Here is a 17,035-nt window from a genome sequence, read left to right as displayed (position 1 = left end):
GGTCATCTTGAAAAATGCCGCTAGTTTTGTTGCCGCTACAAGTAACGTCTATGAAGTTTTAATCCGGAGCAGCAGCGCAGACCGCTTCTCCCCCACCTGCCTCACCCGATCAACGGCGCCACTACGGCCGCTGCATTTCCTGCCAGTAAAACTTCACTACCATGACGACAACGACGTCTCCCGATACACAACGCGTTTCCCCGCTTACCATCATCCGTAAGGCCGTGCTCCAGGGCGAGCAGCAGGACTTTACCCAGGGCAGCCTCCGCCGCGCGGTGGTGCTGCTGGCCATCCCCATGATCATCGAGATGATCATGGAAAGCATCTTCGCACTTGTAGACCTGTACTTCGTAAGCCGGCTCGGGCACCATGCCGTGAGCACGGTGGGCCTCACCGAGTCGGTGCTGACCCTCGTGTACTCGCTGGGCATGGGCGGCTCCATGGCCGCTACCGCGCTGGTGGCGCGCCGCGTGGGCGAAAAGAACGCGAAGGGGGCTGCCGACTCCGCCATGCAGGCCATCATCGTTGGCCTTATCCTCGCCCTCGTGATGAGCAGCATCGGTGTCCTCTTCGCGCCCGACATCCTTCGCCTCCTGAAGGCCGAGCCGGCCACCATCGCGCTGGGCACCGGCTATACGCGCACCATGATGGCCAGCAGCACCGCCATTATCCTTCTCTTCCTCATCAACGGCATCTTCCGCGGCGCCGGCGACGCCTCGATTGCCATGAAAAGCCTCGCGCTCGCCAACTGCTGCAACATCGTTCTGTGCCCGCTCCTGATCCTCGGCCTTGGACCGATCCCGGCCCTCGGGCTTACGGGCGCCGCGCTCGCCACGACGATCGGCCGGAGTATCGGGGTGATCTACCAGTTCTGGCACCTGTTCCGTGGCAAGGGCGTAATCCGGCTGGTGCGCGCATCGGTGCGGGCACAGTGGGCGCTTATCCGGAGCCTGCTGTCGGTGGCCTGGCCGGCGGCGCTGCAGTTTCTCATCGGCTCCTGCAGCTGGATCTTCCTGGCGCGGCTCGTAGCCGAAACCGGCGGCAGCATCGCTTCCGCGGGTTATATGACGGCCCTCCGTCTGCTGGTATTCTTCATCCTGCCGGCCTGGGGTATATCGAATGCGGCGGCTACACTGGTGGGACAAAACCTTGGCGCCAAAAACCCGGCGCGCGCCGAAGCCTCTGTATGGAAGACGGCCCAGTACAACGCCATCTTCATGCTCGGCGTTACGCTCCTCTTCGAGCTCGGCGCCCGGCCCCTGATCGGCTTTTTCGCCACCGAAACCGCCGTGATCGAGATCGGGGTGCAGGCCCTGCGGATCGTAAGCGCGGCCTACCTCTTTTATGGCGCGGGGATGGTGTTCACCAATGCCCTCAACGGCGCCGGCGACACGCGCACTCCCACCTGGATCAACGTCTTCGGCTTCTGGGCCCTGCAGATCCCGCTGGCCTACTGGCTCGCCAAGGGTGTCGGGCTTGGCCCCACGGGCGTGTTCATCGCGATCCCGGTCTCCGAAACGGCCATTACCCTCGCCAGCTTTTACTTTTTCCGGAAGGGGAAGTGGAAGCGGGTGGTGGTTTAACGATCGGTCGACTAAGAGAAAGAACGCGGACGACGAGCCCGTCATTGCGAGGCGGGCAGCCTGCAGGCTGGCCATCGAGGCAATCTGCAGGAGCGCGGTCCTGTGGCCCGATGAAGCAGCAGAGTTAAGGTGGCGAAGATTGCTTCGCTCCACTTTGTTGCGCTCGCAATGACGGACGGAGTGAGGCTCGCGCAATAACGAACCGCAGGGATTATCCCGGCATTAGATTTTTAGGGAATCCATTGCCATGACCCCAACCCCGTCCAACGCCCCGCTCGACATGAACCTCATCCGGCAGGTTGCCTTCATCCTGCTGATCCTCTTCCTGGGCATCGTGCTTGCGCGCGAGCTCTGGTTTTTCTTCCCTGCCCTGCTGGGCGCCATCACTTTTTATGTGCTGATGCGCGGCCGCATGTTCTTCCTGGTGGAAAAGCGGGGCTGGAAACCCGCGCAGGCGGCCTGGGTGCTGATGCTCCTGTCGTTTTTCGTGATCCTCGTTCCGATCGGCATTCTCGGCAACATCCTCTACGCGAAGATCTCCTACCTCGTAACGCACAGCTCGGAGCTGCTGGCGACGCTGAAGGGGGCTGCGGGCCGCATCGGCAAGAGCATCGGCTACGACCTCGTCAACTCCAACGCCATCAACCAACTCGGGCCCTGGCTCACCCGCCTCCTGCCCAAGCTCCTCGGGATCACGGCTGATACGCTGGCGCTCATTTCCACCCTTTATTTCATCCTTTACTATATGCTCATTAAAGGACGGCATATGGAAGAGGCGCTGTACGAGTACATTCCGCTGAAAGACGGCAACGTAGAGCTGCTGGGCAAGGAGCTCCGCACAATGGTGGTGTCCAATACCATCGGCATTCCGCTGATCGCCTTCATACAAGGACTCGTAGGGCTTATCGGTTACCTCATCATCGGAATTGATGAGCCCTGGCTGTGGTTTGCTGCTACCTGCATCACGTCGATGCTGCCCGTGGTGGGCTCGGCCGTGATCTATGTGCCGCTGACCATCATGCTCTTTGCAAAAGGCGAAACCGGCAAAGGGATTGCCATGGCGATCTGGGGGCTGGGCTTTATCGGGCTGGTCGACAACGTGGTACGGCTGTTTTTGAACAAGAAGCTGGGCGATATCCACCCCTTGGTGACGATCTTCGGGGTTATTGTCGGGGTGTCGCTCTTCGGCTTCATTGGCCTCATATTTGGCCCCCTGCTCATCAGTATGTTCCTGCTGCTCTTGCGGATTTACAGCAACGAATTCCTGCTCAAGCGCCGCGAAATGAGGCTGGGGAAATAAAAAAACCGCCTACGGTCGGGCATGCCACCTTTGTTCATTTCTCATTGTTTTTCAGGACTTTAACTTCGATGTTAAGTCCCATACAAAACGCGGTATTCGTTTCGTTATGCGATCCCGGTATACTAAATTTGTGCTCCCAACGTTCCTAACCACGAAAAACCTGTCCTGAAAAACCATGAAAAAATCCATCCTCCCCCTTCTGCTTTGCCTGGTTGTATCGCTTGGCCTCCTGTCGTTCATCAAAGCCGGTAACCGTGACGGTGCCAGCCTGGCTGCCTCGGTAGCTACGGCCGTTCCCGCCGACTCGACCGCTTCGATCGACGCCTCCAGCTCGATGTCGGCCGGTGCCCGCCTCTACCAGCAGTTTGGCCTCGGTGCCCTTGGCCTGTCGCAGGATGCCTTCCAGTATGCCTATAAAGGTTTCCAGAACCTGACCAACATGGGTATGCTGCAGGAGCAGGTGCTGACGATCGTCGACTTTTCGCAGCCTTCGTCGAAGAAGCGCATGTACATCCTGAACATGGCTACCGGCGAGGTGCTCTTCAATACCTATGTAGCGCACGGCCGCAACTCGGGTCTTGACTATGCCGAGCATTTCTCCAACAGCCCCGAATCGCTGGAAAGCAGCCTTGGCTTCTACGTTACCAAAGGCACCTACTCGGGCAAGCATGGCCTGTCGCTCCGCCTCAGCGGTCTCGAAGAAGGCTGGAACAGCAACGCCGAAAGCCGCGCAGTAGTGGTGCATGGCGCCGAATACATCGGTTCGAGCCGCTCGGATGCCGCTTACATGGGCCGCAGCTGGGGTTGCCCCGCGGTACCGCAGGCGCAGGCCTCCAAAGTGATCAACATGATCAAGAACGGAACGGCACTCTTCATCTACCACCCCACCCAGCAATACCTGGCCAGCTCCAAGCTGATCAACGGGTAACGCACACGGAAAACACGGAATAAAAAGACAAAGCCTCGCATTGCGAGGCTTTGTCTTTTTTAGCTTGGTAGCAAGTTCTATAGAGAAACTACGAAACACATTTTCCGTGCTTTCCCTGCCTTCCGTGAGCTACTGCCCGCCAGGGGCTGCTGCCGCTGCGGCCGGGGCTTCGATGAGCTTCAGCAGCTCATCAAGCCTGGGAGCCAGGATGATCTCGGTGCGGCGGTTGCGGGCGCGGCCTTCGGGGCTGCTGTTGCTGTCGACAGGCTCGTAGTAGCTGCGGCCCGATGCGGTGAGCCGTCCCGGCTGCACGCGGTAAGTATCGGCAAGTACCCGCACGATGGAGGTGGCGCGGGCAGTGCTTAACGCCCAGTTGTCCTCGTAGCGGCCGCGGATGGGAATCGAATCGGTATGCCCCTCGATAAGCACGGCAATATCGGGGTTGGCGTTGAGGGCCTGGGCGAGCTTTCCGAGGGCCTCCTTACCCCGCGGGTTCACCTCGGCAGAACCCGAGGGAAACAGGAGGCTTTCCTGCAGGCTTACGTACACTTTGCCGTTGCGCACCGATACGGAAAGCTCCTCGGGCTTGAAGTTGACGAGTGCATTGGTCATTTTCTGGCGCAGGCTTTCCACGGCCGAGCGCTGCTGGTCGAGCAGCTGCTGCATCCGCTGCAGGCGGGCGCGCTCCTCGGCGAGCTGCTGCTGCGTCATGTTGGCGCGGCGGCCCTGCTCGGCGGCATTCTGCCCGGCGGCGTCCACCTGCCCGATGAGGCGGCTGTTTTCAGTTTGCACCTCGGTGATACGCGCGTTGGCCGTTGCCAGCTGCGTATTGAGTCCCGCTACCTGCGTGTTGAGGTCGTTGACGTTGGTCGTGAGGCGGGCATTGGACTCCGAGAGGCTTTGCTCGCGGGCGAGGGCGTCTTTATACTTGCGCGACGACACGCAGGAGCCCAGGGTAACGAGGGCCAGCATGCCAAGCGCGATACGGGTCATTTTCATGATCTTTGATTTTTCAGAATTACAAAAAAACAGTGCCTCGTCAAAAGGCCGACTACTTCCATGCACCTCAATTTTGAATTCAAGGCAAAGACGAGCCGGCTCGATGAGCTCGAGGCCGCGCTGCAGGCCAGGGCGCCGCGCTTCGTGGGCGAAGATGCGCAAACCGATACCTACTTCAACGTGCCCCATGGCCGCATGAAGCTACGGGAAGGAAACATAGAAAATTCGCTCATCCACTACCAGCGTCACAACATCGCCGGCGCCAAGCAAAGCGACGTGCTGCTTTACGAGCATGCACCTGCGCCGCGCCTCAAGGCCATCCTCAGCACAGCCCTCGGCGTGAAGGTGGTGGTCGACAAGCGCCGCCGCATCTACTTCGTCGACAACGTAAAGCTGCACTTCGACCGCGTGGCCGGCCTCGGCACCTTCGTGGAAGTGGAAGCCATCGACCTCGACGGATCGATCGGCATCGAAAAGCTGCAGCAGCAATGCCGCGAGTATGCCGCATTCTTCGGGATCGAAGACGGAGACTATATGTCGGAGTCGTACAGCGACCTGATCATGGCCCGCGAAAAGGACCCTGTTTCGTAGAACTACGTACGTATTTCCTCTCTTGTCCCGCTCAGAAGCCCGGTTTATTTTTAAGCCGGGCTTTTGTTTGTCCCAGCCCCAACAAAGCGCCCACCCTTTCCTGCGAAGCCGCAACCAAACATCTGCAAAATGAAACGCTCAGCGAAGGCTGCTCAGGCGACCAGCCCGGAAACATGCAGCGGCGCGCCCGCCTATGGCAGCAGTGCCCTGGCGCGGCTTGCCTTGAAGCGGTACGCCAAACGGTGGATGAAGCGATACCCCAACATCGAAAGCATGAGCGACTCGCTGCGGACCGGTGCGCCGCTGCTGGTTGTTTACCTGCGCGACGAACACGTGGAGAACCTGCCCGACCATGTATCACTCCGTCTTCCGGATGGCAGCAAACAGAAGATAGCAACGGAGATCGTGGCTTGCACCGGCACCGCCGTGCCGCATATCGGCCAGGTGTCCGCCGAGGTTTGCGACGCCGCCAATGCCAACAGCCCCGGGTCGATGTGCTGCCTGCTGCGCTCCACTACGCGACCGGGCTGGCGCGGGCTTGTTACCTGCGGCCATGTGCTCACCGGTGGTTACTTTATCGATTATGGCGGCGTGCTCGGCGCCGAGCGGTGCACGCCGGTACTGCTCAACGGGCAGACCGGAGGCAACTGGTTTTTCCAGCAGATGCGCTCCAACCAGGATATCGCCGTAGCCGAGGTACCTGCCGACACGAACCTGCTCGACGGCTACCATGCCTTCCCGGGGGATTACTACAATGTGGATGATTCCGACCTCGCGACGCCCGAGCCAAATGTGACGATACTCTCGCACAGCAACAATAAACGCGATGCCTACATTCTCGATTACAATGTGGGCTTCCCGGTCAATTATTTCGGAGCGCCGCCGCAATATATCTGCGACATCATTTTGCTGGGAAGCACGAACGACCGTCAAACCTCCACTACCGTGTCGGCCGGCGGCGATTCGGGGAGCTGCGTTTTTCACAAGGCCAGCGGCCGCCTCATCGGGATGCTGATGGGCGGCAACAACAAATTCAGCTTTGTACTGCCGCTGCAGGCGACACTCGAAACCTTCAATTTCAAACCCTTGTAACATGACCAAGCTTACTGCCTTTCTTCTTGCGCTGCTCGCCGCTACGGCCGCCTGCGCGCAAACCACCGTCAGGCTTTCGGCCGGAGAAAACGGAACGTTGATCGCCGACAGGTCTTCCGACCTGACCCTCCCGCTCAACATCATCTTCCCGCCCGGCTACCGGGACCATACCGTAGATATACGGGATAGCGCCGGGCAGGCACTCGGGCTCGACCCGAAGCGGTTAGGTGCAGGCTTTCCAAAGGACGGGGAAAGCGGCGCCTTCGTTATCCTGATCGATGCCCAACGCAAGCTGCAGCCTGGCTCCGCCAGCGTGGCCGGCAACAGCTTCGAGCTCCTTTATGACGACAACAAAAAGCTAAGCTTTCAACTCCGGCCCGCGGCAAGCGGCGGCAGTGGCGGCGGAAATGCGGGCCCTCCCGCTGCCGGCGGAACATTGGGATCCTATGAAGCAGGCCGCTTGTATTATGATGCCATCCGCCTCAGCGAGGAAGGGCAGAACAGTGCGCTCGTATTGTCCATCCTGAAAGCATACGGGCTCGACATCGATAGCCGTATGGACAACAACCCCTACCTGTCGGAGTATTTTCCCGAATACAAGGCCACAGCGTCCATGCACCAGTCGGCAACGCCTGCCGCGCTGCTCGGGAGCCTTGGCAATGCCGATGTAACAAACCTTGCCTCGGGGCTTGCCCGCTTCCTCGCCGAGCGCGCAAAAGCGGAGCTCAACGAAGCGTTCTTCTCGCGCATGAAGACGGAGCTGATGAAATACCCGGAGTTGAAAACGGTGTTTCCCAAAACCACATCCTTTCTCGACATCATCGACAGCTATGCTTATTCGTCGGTCATCCAGGTGCTGAAGGAGGCCTTTGAAACCGACATGGAAAATTTGCCGGCGAACCTTTACGCGCTGAAGGCATTGACGCCGGCGTCCTGCCCCGCAAGCCTGTCGAAAAACGATGCGCGCTCCTGCCAGTCGCGGCTGACCGGGCTGCAGGATTTCTTTCAAAAAAGCCGCGAGGGCAAATGGGTGGGATTGGGTCTTTATGCTGTGAAGGACGCCGTGAGCGCACCCAATCCCGCAGTGCTGCTCAGCGACCTCTCCGGCTGCGACGAGCTTCGGCAGCTGCACGCGCTCGCCATCGACCAACAGCTGCCCGACCATTACAACCTGGCCTCCACGCTGCAGCTCATTTCCCTCGTCTCCGAAAGCCTCCGCAGCAAGGAGGAAGGGCAGGTATGGGTGAGTACGCAGGAGTTCGGCCGTCTCTTCCGCAACGAGCGCACCTTCAAGATCTACCTCGGTCTCCTGCTTGCCCGCGAGCAGAACGGCTCGGCCGACATCCGCTTTTTGCAGGATACCGTTGCGCACGGCTACGGTGAATTTTTACGGAATGTGTATCGCAATTACAATACGCAGGCCGCGCAGCTCGGAGACCTTGTGCGGAGCCTGTACAGCTCGTACCAGGCGGCGAACAATGCCGTCCGCAAACTATTAGCGGCGGCAGATAAAGTAGAGGCCGCCGACCCCCAAGCCATCTACCAGAGCTACAGGTTGTTTGTAAGCGCCCTTTCATCGGCGGCGCACAACCCGCTTCTCAACACCTACCTCGGCGAGCGCTGCAAGCCCGCCCCGGTATTCGACCAGGTGGTTGCATACCTCGATCCCGCCGTCGACATTGCCTATCATGTCAGCGTCCGAAAATATTCAGCTGCTGTTTATGATGTTACCGCGTTGCTGAAAAACTTCGAAGCGGGTGAGAGCGGGCTGCTGCGGTCGTTCGTACGGTATGGAACGGCGATTTCGACAGTAGCGACCGCGCAAAGCTCCGACGAAGTGAAAGCCGCCATCCAGGCCTCGGCATTGCCGGTGGGCAGCGCCTCAATCAAACGAAAAACAAGGTTCAGCATCAGTGTCAACGGATACGTTGGCGGCTTCTGGGGTGAGGCGCACAGCACCGTTACCGATACGGTGTTCAACGCGGCCGCCAACCACCTCGACTCCATCGAGCGAAAGTCGACCGTGCGCGGTTTCGGGCTCTATGCGCCGGTAGGCGTTTCGTTCAACGGCAGCCTCCGCAGCGGCTGGGGCCTCACGGTGTCGGCGCAACTCATCGACCTGGGTGCCCTGGTGAATTTCTACGTTCTCGAGGGCGACCGTACGGCGCTGCCTTCCGATTTCGGCGTGCGCCTTTCGAATATTGTTGCACCGGGTGTACAACTGGGTCTGAACATTCCGAATACCCCGCTGACCTTTATGGGTGGCTTCCAGTATGTGCCTGCCCTGTATAAGAAAGAGCAGGTCACAGGCTCCGAGCAAACGATTGCCGTGAGCGCTACCCGCTGGCAGCTGTCGCTCGTGGTCGACATCCCGCTGTACAACCTGCGAGTATGGGAGTTCCGGAAATAAGCACGCGCCAACCCGCATCAACGGCCGCCCCGGGGGCGGCCGTTGATTTTTGGACCGAGGCCAATGGAGAAAACGCACCCCTTTTCTGCCGGGGCCGCAACCCACTCCTCCGCTAACTCTTTGGTAGTAAATGGCCTCGCGGGCACCGGTCCGGTGGCACGCGTTTTTTACCGGCTCAACCAAAAGCCCGCAATGAAACAAGTCGAACATCCCCGCTTCCCATCGCCCCGGAACGGCCATTCCTACCCGGGCGAAGAACAAACCCTGCCCCAGCCCTTTGCGCTCCTCGATGACGACGACGATGAGCTCGACGATGAAGAGGACGACGAGAGCGATGACCTGATACTCGGCGATGAAGACGAGCTGGATGATGCCGACCTCGAGGAAGTTGCCGACGTGGAGATTGACGACGATATCGACGACGACCTCGACGACGATGATCTTGTGCTCGATGCCAACGACGACGAAGACGAAGAGGACGACGTGTAACGGATCCCGCCCCCGATACCTATGCCGGCCATACGCCGGCATTTTTATTTTCCAGGCAGGGCGGAGTAACTCTCTTCACGGCATAATAGCGGAGCCAGTCGGCCGCTTTGACACCCTTCGGGTAGATGAGCTCGGGCCAGAGCTTTCAACGCGACCCGGAGGTGCCGGCAGGGAGCCGTTTTGTCAGCATTTGGTGAAGCCTTTGCTAAAGAATCCAGCCGCGCCAGAGTTGGATATTGCTTTGCTCCACAGGAACGGTTGCGGAAAAAACTGCAATCTCCTGCTCATGAAAAGTTTGCTCTTCAAGCCCCGGAAAACCCAGGTAGTTCAGGTCGAGCGGCCCATGCCCTCGCTGGCTGCCTGTATTGTCATGGACCTGCTGGGCTGTGCTTCTTTTGGCATCCCGGTGATCGGTGAGGTATTCGACATCATTTGGGCGCCGATATCGGCAGCGATCTATTACCGGATGTTCGGCGGTGGCAAGTTCGGCATCTTCGGAGGCGCCTTCTCGTTCCTCGAGGAATTGCTTCCCGGCACCGACATCATTCCCACCTTCACCATCAGCTGGTTTCTCCAGTATGCCCGGCGCCGCAAAGCGCAGGTGTCCTACTCCCCTGTTCGCTGATGCGCGTCACCAGGTTCCAGTCACGATCGTAAACGAGGAAGCAGGCCGCTGATCCCGGCCTGATCTTCCCGAAAGCGTCCCAGCCAAACAGCGCTGCCGGCAGCGTGCTGCACATCTGCAGCGCCCGCTCCGGCGAGAGCCCGGCATAACTGCGCAGGTTGCGGAAGGCCCCTTCCATGCTCAGCGCCGAGCCGCTCAGTGTGCCACCGCTTGTATAATAGCCTTCGGGGGTTCGCTGGTGCCGGTACGGACCGCAGTCGGTTTGCGTCACCGCATCGGTGATCGCAAAAAGGCGGCCGTCCATCAGCGTCGCGGCGATCCGGATCGCCGGCCAGTCTACGTGAATGCCATCGGGTATGATGGAGGCGCAAACGCTGCCGTGCTCGAAGCTGGCGCCGACAAGACCGGGCGCGCGGTGCTGCAGCGGGCTCATGGCGTTGTACAGGTGCGTAACGGCGCGGATGCCGCGGCCGAATGCCTCCATTGATTCGTTGTAGGTGGCATTGCTGTGACCCGCCGACAATACGATCCCCGCCGCCAGCAATTCATCCAGCACCGCGGGCGCGCATTGCTCCGGCGCCAGCGTGATGGTACGGATAACGCCGCGGCCATAGTCGAGCAGTGCACGCACTTCACCGACCGAAGGCTGGTGCACGTATTCGCGCAGGTGCGCCCCGAGCCGCTCGGGGCTGATCCAGGGCCCTTCGAGATGCAGCCCGCCGATTCCTTCGCCGCCAGCTTTCCAGTAGCCACGTACCGCATCGATGCAGGCGCGCATGATCTCCGGGCTGTTCGTCGCTACCGTCGGCTGGCAGAGCGCGGCGCCGCCGGCCCAGGCCTCGTTGGCAAGAAGCTGCAGCGAGCGTGGCTCGGGGTAGGCCGAAAACAAGCGGCCGGCGGCGCCGTATACCTGCGCATCCACAAACGCAGGCAGCAGCACACATCCCTCGAAAAAGGTTTCGCCTTCCCTCGCCGCTCCGGGATCATGCTTGTAAAAACCGGCAACCCTGCCGGCTTCCGTTTCAATACCCCCGCTGCGCCAGCTGGTCCCGTCGAATATCCGTTCGGCACGATAAAACATACGTTGCATTTACTCCCTCGCTTTTGTTTCTTACTCCGGCTCGCCGGTATTGGTCATGATCGTTTGAATACCGCTGAAGATGGTTTGCCATACAAGCCCGAAATAGGTTTGCGTCATCAGGCGGCTACGCTCCACGTTGCGCGCCACAATCGCCCGCCCGTCGGGTCCGGGATTGTCGTGCAGGATCGTGTATTTGTTCAGCAGCTTGGTCAGGAATTTTTTGGTTTGCAGGAGGCCGGTTTCGGGGTTCTCTTTCTGAAGCAGGAGCACGAGATTGTTGTAGCGCATCCGCACCGTGCCCCGCGCGGTGTATTCATCGCCCGAGAGGTTGTAGCGCAGCTCCTGCAGATCGAGCGATTGCAGGCGGATCCCGGCGAGTGGCTCTGCGAGGCCATTGAGCTGCGACGCGTGCACGTTGCGTATGCGGCCTTCGGCATCGAAGCGGCCCTCCGGAGCCCCGAGGTAAAACCGGAAGCTCGCATCGATCGGCGAGCCATGCAGGAGGCTGCCGCTGGCTACCAACCGGCAGGTGCTGTCGCGACGAATGGAATCGGGGATATTGGTTACGTTGCTTACGGAGATGTTGAGCCGCTCGAAACTCAGGGTACCTTCCTGCCCGCTCTTTTCGGAGCGCTCGGTATAGGTCAGCCCGGCGCCGCGAAGGGCAATACCGCGGATGCTGATGTCGGTGAGGGCGTTGAGCAGCAGCTGCTGCGGGTAGCGGCCCATTTTGCCCTCGAGCGAGGGCGGCAGCGTCTTGTCCGTATAAATACGGATCGACGGCGTATCGATCAGCAGGCTGTCGGCGATGATGGCATTGCTCCGCACAAACGATTCGAGGCGGAAGCGCTGCAGGTCGAGGCGCGCAAATTCGATCACGTTCATCTCGCGCTGCACGGAGGCGCCCTGGTAAAAGTCTTCCTTGTCTTTCAGTGTCGGCTGCATCTTGAAGTCGGAGATGCTGAGCAACTCCTCTTCCGAATTGTAATCGATGGTCTTTGCCTTCAGCTTATACGAAGAGTCGGGCGAGCGGTACTTGAGGTCGTAGAAATGCAGCTTCACGTAGCGGCAGAAACCGATTCGGTCGGGATCGGTGGCAGCGACGCTGTCGATGCGGATGTCGCGGATAAGCGCCGAGCAGGTGTCGAACTTCAGCTGCAGGTTGGCGCTGTCGCCCGACTGCCGGTAGGCGAAGCGGACGCCTTCAAGACGGAGCTCCCGCAGCACGATCTCGTTGAGACCCGGGCGGATCATCTTCCACAGCGGCTTCCGCTCCGAGTTGACGCGCGTCTCCTTGCCGTTGCGCTCCACATCGATCCGCGCGTCCTTGGTAAAAAGCTCGCTGATCTGCACGCTGCGGCCGAGGAGCAGCCGGAATACATCGAGGCCGCGGAGGTGACCGTGGGGCATATCGACCTGCCAGGTCAGCGGCGGCAACCGCCTTTCGTCGCGCAGGCGGCGGTAACGGTTGCTGTCGACGCCCACGTGGAGCCCGTCCATTTCGACGTGCCCGCCGAAGAGGCTGGCGCTGAGGCGGTCGAGATGCCAGGTGTATAAGCTGTCGGAGCCCTGCACGATGATGATACCGATTCGCTTGCGGAGCAGCGGCTCGACGTAGCGCTCCGCGGCCAGCGCAAAACCCAGCAGCAGGAGCACGAATACAGAGAAGCCGCCGAGAAACCAGCGTTGACGTTTGGACAAGCGCATAAAGCAGGGGCTAAAAACACGTGCCACGGAAACGGGAACCGCACAGTATGCGCCCGGTTATGCGTTTTATTGACGTCAGCCGAGCACAAACCGGTAACCGATGCCCTTGATCGTGATGATCTCGATGTTGGGGTCCAGCTTCAGGTAGTTGCGGAGCTTGGTGATGTACACGTCGAGGTTGCGGCTGTTGAAGAAGGAGTCGGAGCCCCAGAGCAGGTTGAGAATATCGCGGCGCTCCACCACGTCGTTGCGGTTCTGGTAAAGGAGGCGCAGCAGCTCGCTTTCGCGGTAGGAGAGCTTGCGCGTTTCCTGCGGGTGAACGAGCGTTTGCCGCTTTGAGTTGAAGACGTAGTTGCCGAGCCGCACATCATCCTGCTCGTTGGGATTGGCGGGCTGACGGAGCACGTTCTCGATACGCACGATTAGCTCTTCCATCGAGAAGGGCTTGCGTATATAATCGTTGCCACCCACCTTGAATCCGTTGACCACATCGGTGGCCTCGCCTTTGGCGCTCAGGAAGATGATCGGAACCTCGGTGTTGCGCTCGCGGATGTCGTCGGCAATCGAAAAGCCGTCCCGGTTGGGCAGCATGATATCGAGCAGGCAAACATCGGGACCGAATTCCTCGAAGCGCTGAAAGGCCCGGGCGCCGTCGCTTTCGAGCAGCACCTCGAAGCCGCGGCCCTGCAGCGACTCGCTGACGATCTTGGCCAGGAAAATCTCGTCTTCTACATAGAGGATCTTCGGTTGCTTCATGCTTCGTGTTTGGGAAGGGTGATGATAAAGCGGCTTCCGGCATCGCCGTTGGGCTCCATCCGGATAGTGCCGTGGTGGCGCTTCACCACGTGCGACACATAGCTCAGGCCAAGCCCGTAGCCTTTGGCGTTGTGCACATTGCCAGTGGGCACGCGGAAGAATTTTTCGAAGATGCGGCCGCGGTATTCCTCGGGCACGCCCACGCCTTCGTCGGCGACCACGAGCAGCACCTTGTTGCCGTTCCCGATCATGGATATGCGGATCTGCGGGTCATCGTTGCTGTACTTGAGGGCATTGTCCACGAGGTTGAAGATGACGCTCACGAGGTTGAGGCGGTCGCCCTGGAGCGTGGTGTCGCCGGAGGCTTCGATGGTTACGGTGGCATTGCGGCGCTCGAACTGCAGGCGCATCGAATCGGTCACTTCCTGCACGAGCTCCTGCATGTCGAGGTCTTCGTAGCGAAGCTCCATCTCGCGCTTTTCAAACATCGACAGCTTCAGCACTTTGTCAACCAGCAGCGAAAGCCGCTGCAGCTCGTTGGCCGAGATGTCGAGGTATTCTTTCGAGCGCGCCGGGTCCATCGTGGCGTTGAAGCTGCGCAGCGCCTCGATGGCAACGCTCACCGTGGCAATGGGTGTTTTGAGCTCGTGGGTGATGTTGGAGATGAATTCATTCTTGATCTCGCCGAGGCGGCGCTGGCGCACAACGTTGCGATAGAGCACCCAGAACGAAAGGGCGCAGAAGAGCACGAGAAACAACGACAGGATGATCGGGCCCGAGATCTTTTGCAGCAGGAAGGGCGTGCTGTTGCCCAGGTCGAGGCGGAAGGTAACGGGGCTGCGCAAGCCAACGGTAACGGTGTTGGGCAAGGTATCGCGCGCGCTTGCCGGGATGCGGCTCACCGTGAAGGGAACCATGAGGCTTTGCTGGCGCATGCGGCGGCTGAACAGGCTGTCGACCTCGCGGAGGCGCAGCGAGTCGCCGGGCGATTCGGTATCGAACATGAACTGGAAGAGGCGGTCGCGCTCCTTGTGACGGCGGCGGCGGTCCTGCTCCATGCTGTCGCTGCGCGGTCCCTGGTCTTCGGAAAGCACCAGCGCGCGGCCGATGCGGGTCGTGTCGTTGAGACGCTCGCGCACAAGGCGCTCGTTGAGCATCTGCACCACGCCTGCCATGTTGGAGTCGGGCTGCAGCGCTATGCGCGCCGTGCTGTTGGTGAAACTGCGCACGATGACCTTGCTGCCGGGTGTGTCGGGCACAAAGCGGTCGAGCCGGATCTTGGAGGCCTGCAGCTGGCGCACGCTCTCGCGGAAAATAAAATTGCTCCCGCGCGACAGCGAACGGGCTTCCCGCTGGAACGCTTCGCGAAGCCAATAGAACTGGAAAGCGGCAATACCGGCGATGGCCAGTAGCATGAGCATGGGCATCCACCGCTTTTGAAAGAGACGCTGCATCACAACAAATGTAGCTTCCATTATGAAGCCGCCCTTTGTTTACTTAACGATAATTAACGTAGTTCCAACGCTCCTTAACGGCGCCCGTAGCGGCGGCCGCTCTATATTTGACGAAAGTTTTCGTATTCAGGGCGGCCTTCCGCCTCCAACCAAAAACCAGACGTATGAAAAAACTGTTTCTCCCCCTCCTCCTGCTGGCCGGAGGAATTGCACAGGCGCAGCAGCAGGGTGCCGCCAGTGAAGCACCCGCCAGGCGCGAGGGCACGGTGACCTATGAGCGCGTGATGCAGCTACGCCGCCCCGCCAACCTCCCCGACGAAGTAGCGGCACGCATCCCCAAAGAACGCACCGATGTATTCGAGCTGCTGTTTGGCAACAACCTGTCGCTGTGGCGCGCGGTGCCGACGGCCGATGGCAACGGCGATATTGTAGCCGGTAACGGCAGCTTCGTGATGCGCACGCCGGGCGGCAACGACGAAAGCTTCTTCAACTTCGCCAGCGGCCAACGTATCGACCGACGCGAGCTGTTCGACAACGAGTTCATCGTAACCGATACCATCGCGCGTCTTCCCTGGAAGCTGTCGGAGGAAACCAGGACGATCCTGGGCCACGTGGCCCACAAGGCAGTGGCGCAACGCATCGGCACCCGGATGTCGGTGTCGTTCGAAAACGGCGAGATGAAGCGCACACCGGTGGCCGACACGGCTTCCATCGTAGCCTGGTATACGACCGACTTTCCCGTGAGCGTTGGTCCGCAGGATTTCCAGGGGCAGCTGCCTGGTCTTGTGCTCGAAGTAAATGTCAACAACGGGCGCCAGGTGTTCCGCGCCGTGGAGATCAAAAACAAGGTATCGCTGTCGGCCATCAGGGAGCCGAAGGGCGGCAAGCGCGTTACACCCTCCGAGTTCGAGAAGGAGCGCGACAAGCTGCTCGAGAACATGCGCGCCAATATGCCCGCCGGCGCAACGATCAAAATACAGCAGTAGAGTCTGCTAATGAAGTAGTCTGCCAGTCTGCTAATAATTAAGCAGCTAATAAAAGAGCCGCTCCCTGGGGAGCGGCTCTTTTACTTCAAACATCATACATCAGCGATCAGACATCCGAGATCCGACATTAATCAGCAGAGGCCATCTCGTTATCCTCGCGGTCTTTCTCAAACACGGAGAGGCTTACTTTCCATTCAAGGCCTTCGAGTTGGAGCTGCACGCGCACGCGCAGCTTGCGGAGGGTTTCGGGCGGGCGAGCGATGCTGAGGTCGCTCACGGCGAAGGCCTTTCCTTCATCAGGAATGCCGTAGCGTCCTTCGAGGGTGTATTGATCGACCACGTAGCGAACGTTCATGCCACTGAGCTGGCCGAAGGCCCACTTGTACTTCTTCACGGCCTCCTCGTAGCTCTCGCTGCGCAGCAGCACGGTTTGCCAGCTGTACACGGCCTTGCCGCCGCTGCTGTACTCGGTGATGCTGCTCTCGGTACTGCCCTCCGGCACTACCGTGGATGCATACTCCACCGACTGCGGGCTCTGGTCGATGGCGCGGCCGCGGAGGGCCGAAAACTCATGGGGAAAATCGGCCACCACCTTCTGGATGTCGGCACGAAAGACGGAGGTACCCGGCACTTTCAGCTGGGAATGGACGGACATGGTAAACAGGGTGACACCCAACAGGGTGCAGAGACGGTGGTACTTCATAAGCAGGGATATTTGGCTCAAAATACACAGGAAATGCACATTTTTTTGCATTTTATCCACAAACTTTCCTTATCTTCCGAATCCTATTGTTTTCACCTTAAATCGTCCTACATGAAAAACAAGCAGATTGCCGACGTGCGTACGGAGATCAAGGTTTACGAAGCTCATTATAAACCTTCCCTGAACGTATTCTATACGCTCCGCTCCATTATGGGCGTATTGCTTTTTGGCCAGACGACGGTAGCGCCTTCGCTCCGCCGCCGCAAGTAAGCCGCAGCGTTACGATTGCCACAAAAAATTAAAGGGCCGCTCTTCCGAGCGGCCCTTTTTT

At 59.6% G+C, this 17,035-nt stretch carries 16 protein-coding genes; 10 read left to right on the top strand and 6 right to left on the bottom strand.

Annotated elements, in window-relative coordinates; translation table 11 throughout:
* Positions 1-161: 161 nt before the first annotated feature.
* The 3 genes from ACYU7Z_RS12195 (at position 162) to ACYU7Z_RS12185 (ending at position 3,811) form a co-directional block, all read left to right on the top strand.
* On the top strand, positions 162-1,583 hold the full coding sequence (locus tag ACYU7Z_RS12195; RefSeq protein ID WP_460570836.1) for an MATE family efflux transporter: 1,422 nt from the start codon (positions 162-164) through the stop codon (positions 1,581-1,583).
* A 247-nt stretch (positions 1,584-1,830) separates the two neighbouring features.
* The gene (locus ACYU7Z_RS12190; protein ID WP_460570834.1) at positions 1,831-2,883 is read left to right on the top strand and encodes an AI-2E family transporter; all 1,053 of its coding nucleotides are present in this window, start codon (positions 1,831-1,833) and stop codon (positions 2,881-2,883) included.
* A 175-nt stretch (positions 2,884-3,058) separates the two neighbouring features.
* Complete coding sequence (locus ACYU7Z_RS12185; protein WP_460570832.1) at positions 3,059-3,811, top strand: murein L,D-transpeptidase catalytic domain family protein; 753 nt, start codon at positions 3,059-3,061, stop codon at positions 3,809-3,811.
* Between the two features lie 129 nt (positions 3,812-3,940).
* On the opposite strand, the gene ACYU7Z_RS12180 is transcribed toward ACYU7Z_RS12185, so the two are convergent.
* Complete coding sequence (locus tag ACYU7Z_RS12180; protein ID WP_460570830.1) at positions 3,941-4,810, bottom strand: OmpA/MotB family protein; 870 nt, start codon at positions 4,808-4,810, stop codon at positions 3,941-3,943.
* A 60-nt stretch (positions 4,811-4,870) separates the two neighbouring features.
* Here ACYU7Z_RS12180 and ACYU7Z_RS12175 point away from each other — a divergent pair, with 60 nt between their 5' ends.
* The 5 genes from ACYU7Z_RS12175 (at position 4,871) to ACYU7Z_RS12155 (ending at position 10,017) form a co-directional block, all read left to right on the top strand.
* A complete protein-coding gene (locus tag ACYU7Z_RS12175; RefSeq protein WP_460570828.1) occupies positions 4,871-5,401 on the top strand; it encodes a class IV adenylate cyclase in 531 nt (176 codons plus the stop codon).
* A gap of 246 nt (positions 5,402-5,647) precedes the next feature.
* Positions 5,648-6,493 carry a hypothetical protein gene (locus ACYU7Z_RS12170; protein ID WP_460570826.1) on the top strand — a complete coding sequence of 282 codons (846 nt, stop codon included), beginning with the start codon at positions 5,648-5,650 and terminating at the stop codon, positions 6,491-6,493.
* Position 6,494: 1 nt separating this feature from the next.
* Positions 6,495-8,903, top strand: a complete 2,409-nt coding sequence (locus ACYU7Z_RS12165; RefSeq protein WP_460570824.1) for a hypothetical protein — start codon at positions 6,495-6,497, stop codon at positions 8,901-8,903.
* A 192-nt stretch (positions 8,904-9,095) separates the two neighbouring features.
* Positions 9,096-9,392 carry a hypothetical protein gene (locus tag ACYU7Z_RS12160; protein ID WP_460570822.1) on the top strand — a complete coding sequence of 99 codons (297 nt, stop codon included), beginning with the start codon at positions 9,096-9,098 and terminating at the stop codon, positions 9,390-9,392.
* A 286-nt stretch (positions 9,393-9,678) separates the two neighbouring features.
* The gene (locus ACYU7Z_RS12155) at positions 9,679-10,017 is read left to right on the top strand and encodes a hypothetical protein (protein ID WP_460570820.1); all 339 of its coding nucleotides are present in this window, start codon (positions 9,679-9,681) and stop codon (positions 10,015-10,017) included.
* Here the strand turns inward: ACYU7Z_RS12155 and ACYU7Z_RS12150 are convergent.
* The 4 genes from ACYU7Z_RS12150 to ACYU7Z_RS12135 form a co-directional block, all read right to left on the bottom strand.
* A complete protein-coding gene (locus ACYU7Z_RS12150; protein WP_460570818.1) occupies positions 9,953-11,098 on the bottom strand; it encodes an N-acetylglucosamine-6-phosphate deacetylase in 1,146 nt (381 codons plus the stop codon). The genes ACYU7Z_RS12155 and ACYU7Z_RS12150 overlap by 65 nt on opposite strands.
* 30 nt (positions 11,099-11,128) lie before the next feature.
* Positions 11,129-12,805, bottom strand: a complete 1,677-nt coding sequence (locus ACYU7Z_RS12145; RefSeq protein ID WP_460570816.1) for a hypothetical protein — start codon at positions 12,803-12,805, stop codon at positions 11,129-11,131.
* A 75-nt stretch (positions 12,806-12,880) separates the two neighbouring features.
* A complete protein-coding gene (locus ACYU7Z_RS12140) occupies positions 12,881-13,561 on the bottom strand; it encodes a response regulator transcription factor (RefSeq protein ID WP_460570814.1) in 681 nt (226 codons plus the stop codon).
* Entirely contained in the window at positions 13,558-15,036 is a 1,479-nt protein-coding gene (locus tag ACYU7Z_RS12135) for a sensor histidine kinase (RefSeq protein ID WP_460570812.1), read from the bottom strand. The genes ACYU7Z_RS12140 and ACYU7Z_RS12135 overlap by 4 nt, the downstream gene beginning before the upstream one ends.
* 143 nt (positions 15,037-15,179) lie before the next feature.
* Between ACYU7Z_RS12135 and ACYU7Z_RS12130 the strand changes: the two genes are divergently transcribed.
* Complete coding sequence (locus tag ACYU7Z_RS12130) at positions 15,180-16,001, top strand: GLPGLI family protein (protein WP_460570810.1); 822 nt, start codon at positions 15,180-15,182, stop codon at positions 15,999-16,001.
* Between the two features lie 127 nt (positions 16,002-16,128).
* Here the strand turns inward: ACYU7Z_RS12130 and ACYU7Z_RS12125 are convergent, their stop codons facing one another.
* Positions 16,129-16,656, bottom strand: coding sequence for a hypothetical protein (locus ACYU7Z_RS12125; RefSeq protein WP_460570808.1), 528 nt, complete (start codon positions 16,654-16,656; stop codon positions 16,129-16,131).
* Between the two features lie 159 nt (positions 16,657-16,815).
* On the opposite strand from ACYU7Z_RS12125, the gene ACYU7Z_RS12120 reads away from it, so the two are divergent.
* Entirely contained in the window at positions 16,816-16,974 is a 159-nt protein-coding gene (locus ACYU7Z_RS12120; RefSeq protein ID WP_460570806.1) for a hypothetical protein, read from the top strand.
* Positions 16,975-17,035: the final 61 nt, after the last annotated feature.

The organism is Flaviaestuariibacter terrae (assembly GCF_054777635.1).
This window is presented reverse-complemented; position numbering and strand designations above follow the sequence as displayed.

Bases quoted from the DNA above. Each gene is read 5' to 3' on its own strand.
- ACYU7Z_RS12125 (WP_460570808.1), bottom strand. From the start codon at position 16,656: ATGTCCGTCCATTCCCAGCTGAAAGTGCCGGGTACCTCCGTCTTTCGT.
- ACYU7Z_RS12185 (WP_460570832.1), top strand. From the start codon at position 3,059: ATGAAAAAATCCATCCTCCCCCTTCTGCTTTGCCTGGTTGTATCGCTT.
- ACYU7Z_RS12145 (WP_460570816.1), bottom strand. From the start codon at position 12,805: ATGCGCTTGTCCAAACGTCAACGCTGGTTTCTCGGCGGCTTCTCTGTA.
- ACYU7Z_RS12190 (WP_460570834.1), top strand. From the start codon at position 1,831: ATGACCCCAACCCCGTCCAACGCCCCGCTCGACATGAACCTCATCCGG.
- ACYU7Z_RS12195 (WP_460570836.1), top strand. From the start codon at position 162: ATGACGACAACGACGTCTCCCGATACACAACGCGTTTCCCCGCTTACC.
- ACYU7Z_RS12150 (WP_460570818.1), bottom strand. From the start codon at position 11,098: ATGTTTTATCGTGCCGAACGGATATTCGACGGGACCAGCTGGCGCAGC.
- ACYU7Z_RS12160 (WP_460570822.1), top strand. From the start codon at position 9,096: ATGAAACAAGTCGAACATCCCCGCTTCCCATCGCCCCGGAACGGCCAT.
- ACYU7Z_RS12165 (WP_460570824.1), top strand. From the start codon at position 6,495: ATGACCAAGCTTACTGCCTTTCTTCTTGCGCTGCTCGCCGCTACGGCC.
- ACYU7Z_RS12120 (WP_460570806.1), top strand. From the start codon at position 16,816: ATGAAAAACAAGCAGATTGCCGACGTGCGTACGGAGATCAAGGTTTAC.
- ACYU7Z_RS12175 (WP_460570828.1), top strand. From the start codon at position 4,871: ATGCACCTCAATTTTGAATTCAAGGCAAAGACGAGCCGGCTCGATGAG.
- ACYU7Z_RS12135 (WP_460570812.1), bottom strand. From the start codon at position 15,036: ATGGAAGCTACATTTGTTGTGATGCAGCGTCTCTTTCAAAAGCGGTGG.
- ACYU7Z_RS12140 (WP_460570814.1), bottom strand. From the start codon at position 13,561: ATGAAGCAACCGAAGATCCTCTATGTAGAAGACGAGATTTTCCTGGCC.
- ACYU7Z_RS12180 (WP_460570830.1), bottom strand. From the start codon at position 4,810: ATGAAAATGACCCGTATCGCGCTTGGCATGCTGGCCCTCGTTACCCTG.
- ACYU7Z_RS12130 (WP_460570810.1), top strand. From the start codon at position 15,180: ATGAAAAAACTGTTTCTCCCCCTCCTCCTGCTGGCCGGAGGAATTGCA.
- ACYU7Z_RS12155 (WP_460570820.1), top strand. From the start codon at position 9,679: ATGAAAAGTTTGCTCTTCAAGCCCCGGAAAACCCAGGTAGTTCAGGTC.
- ACYU7Z_RS12170 (WP_460570826.1), top strand. From the start codon at position 5,648: ATGAAGCGATACCCCAACATCGAAAGCATGAGCGACTCGCTGCGGACC.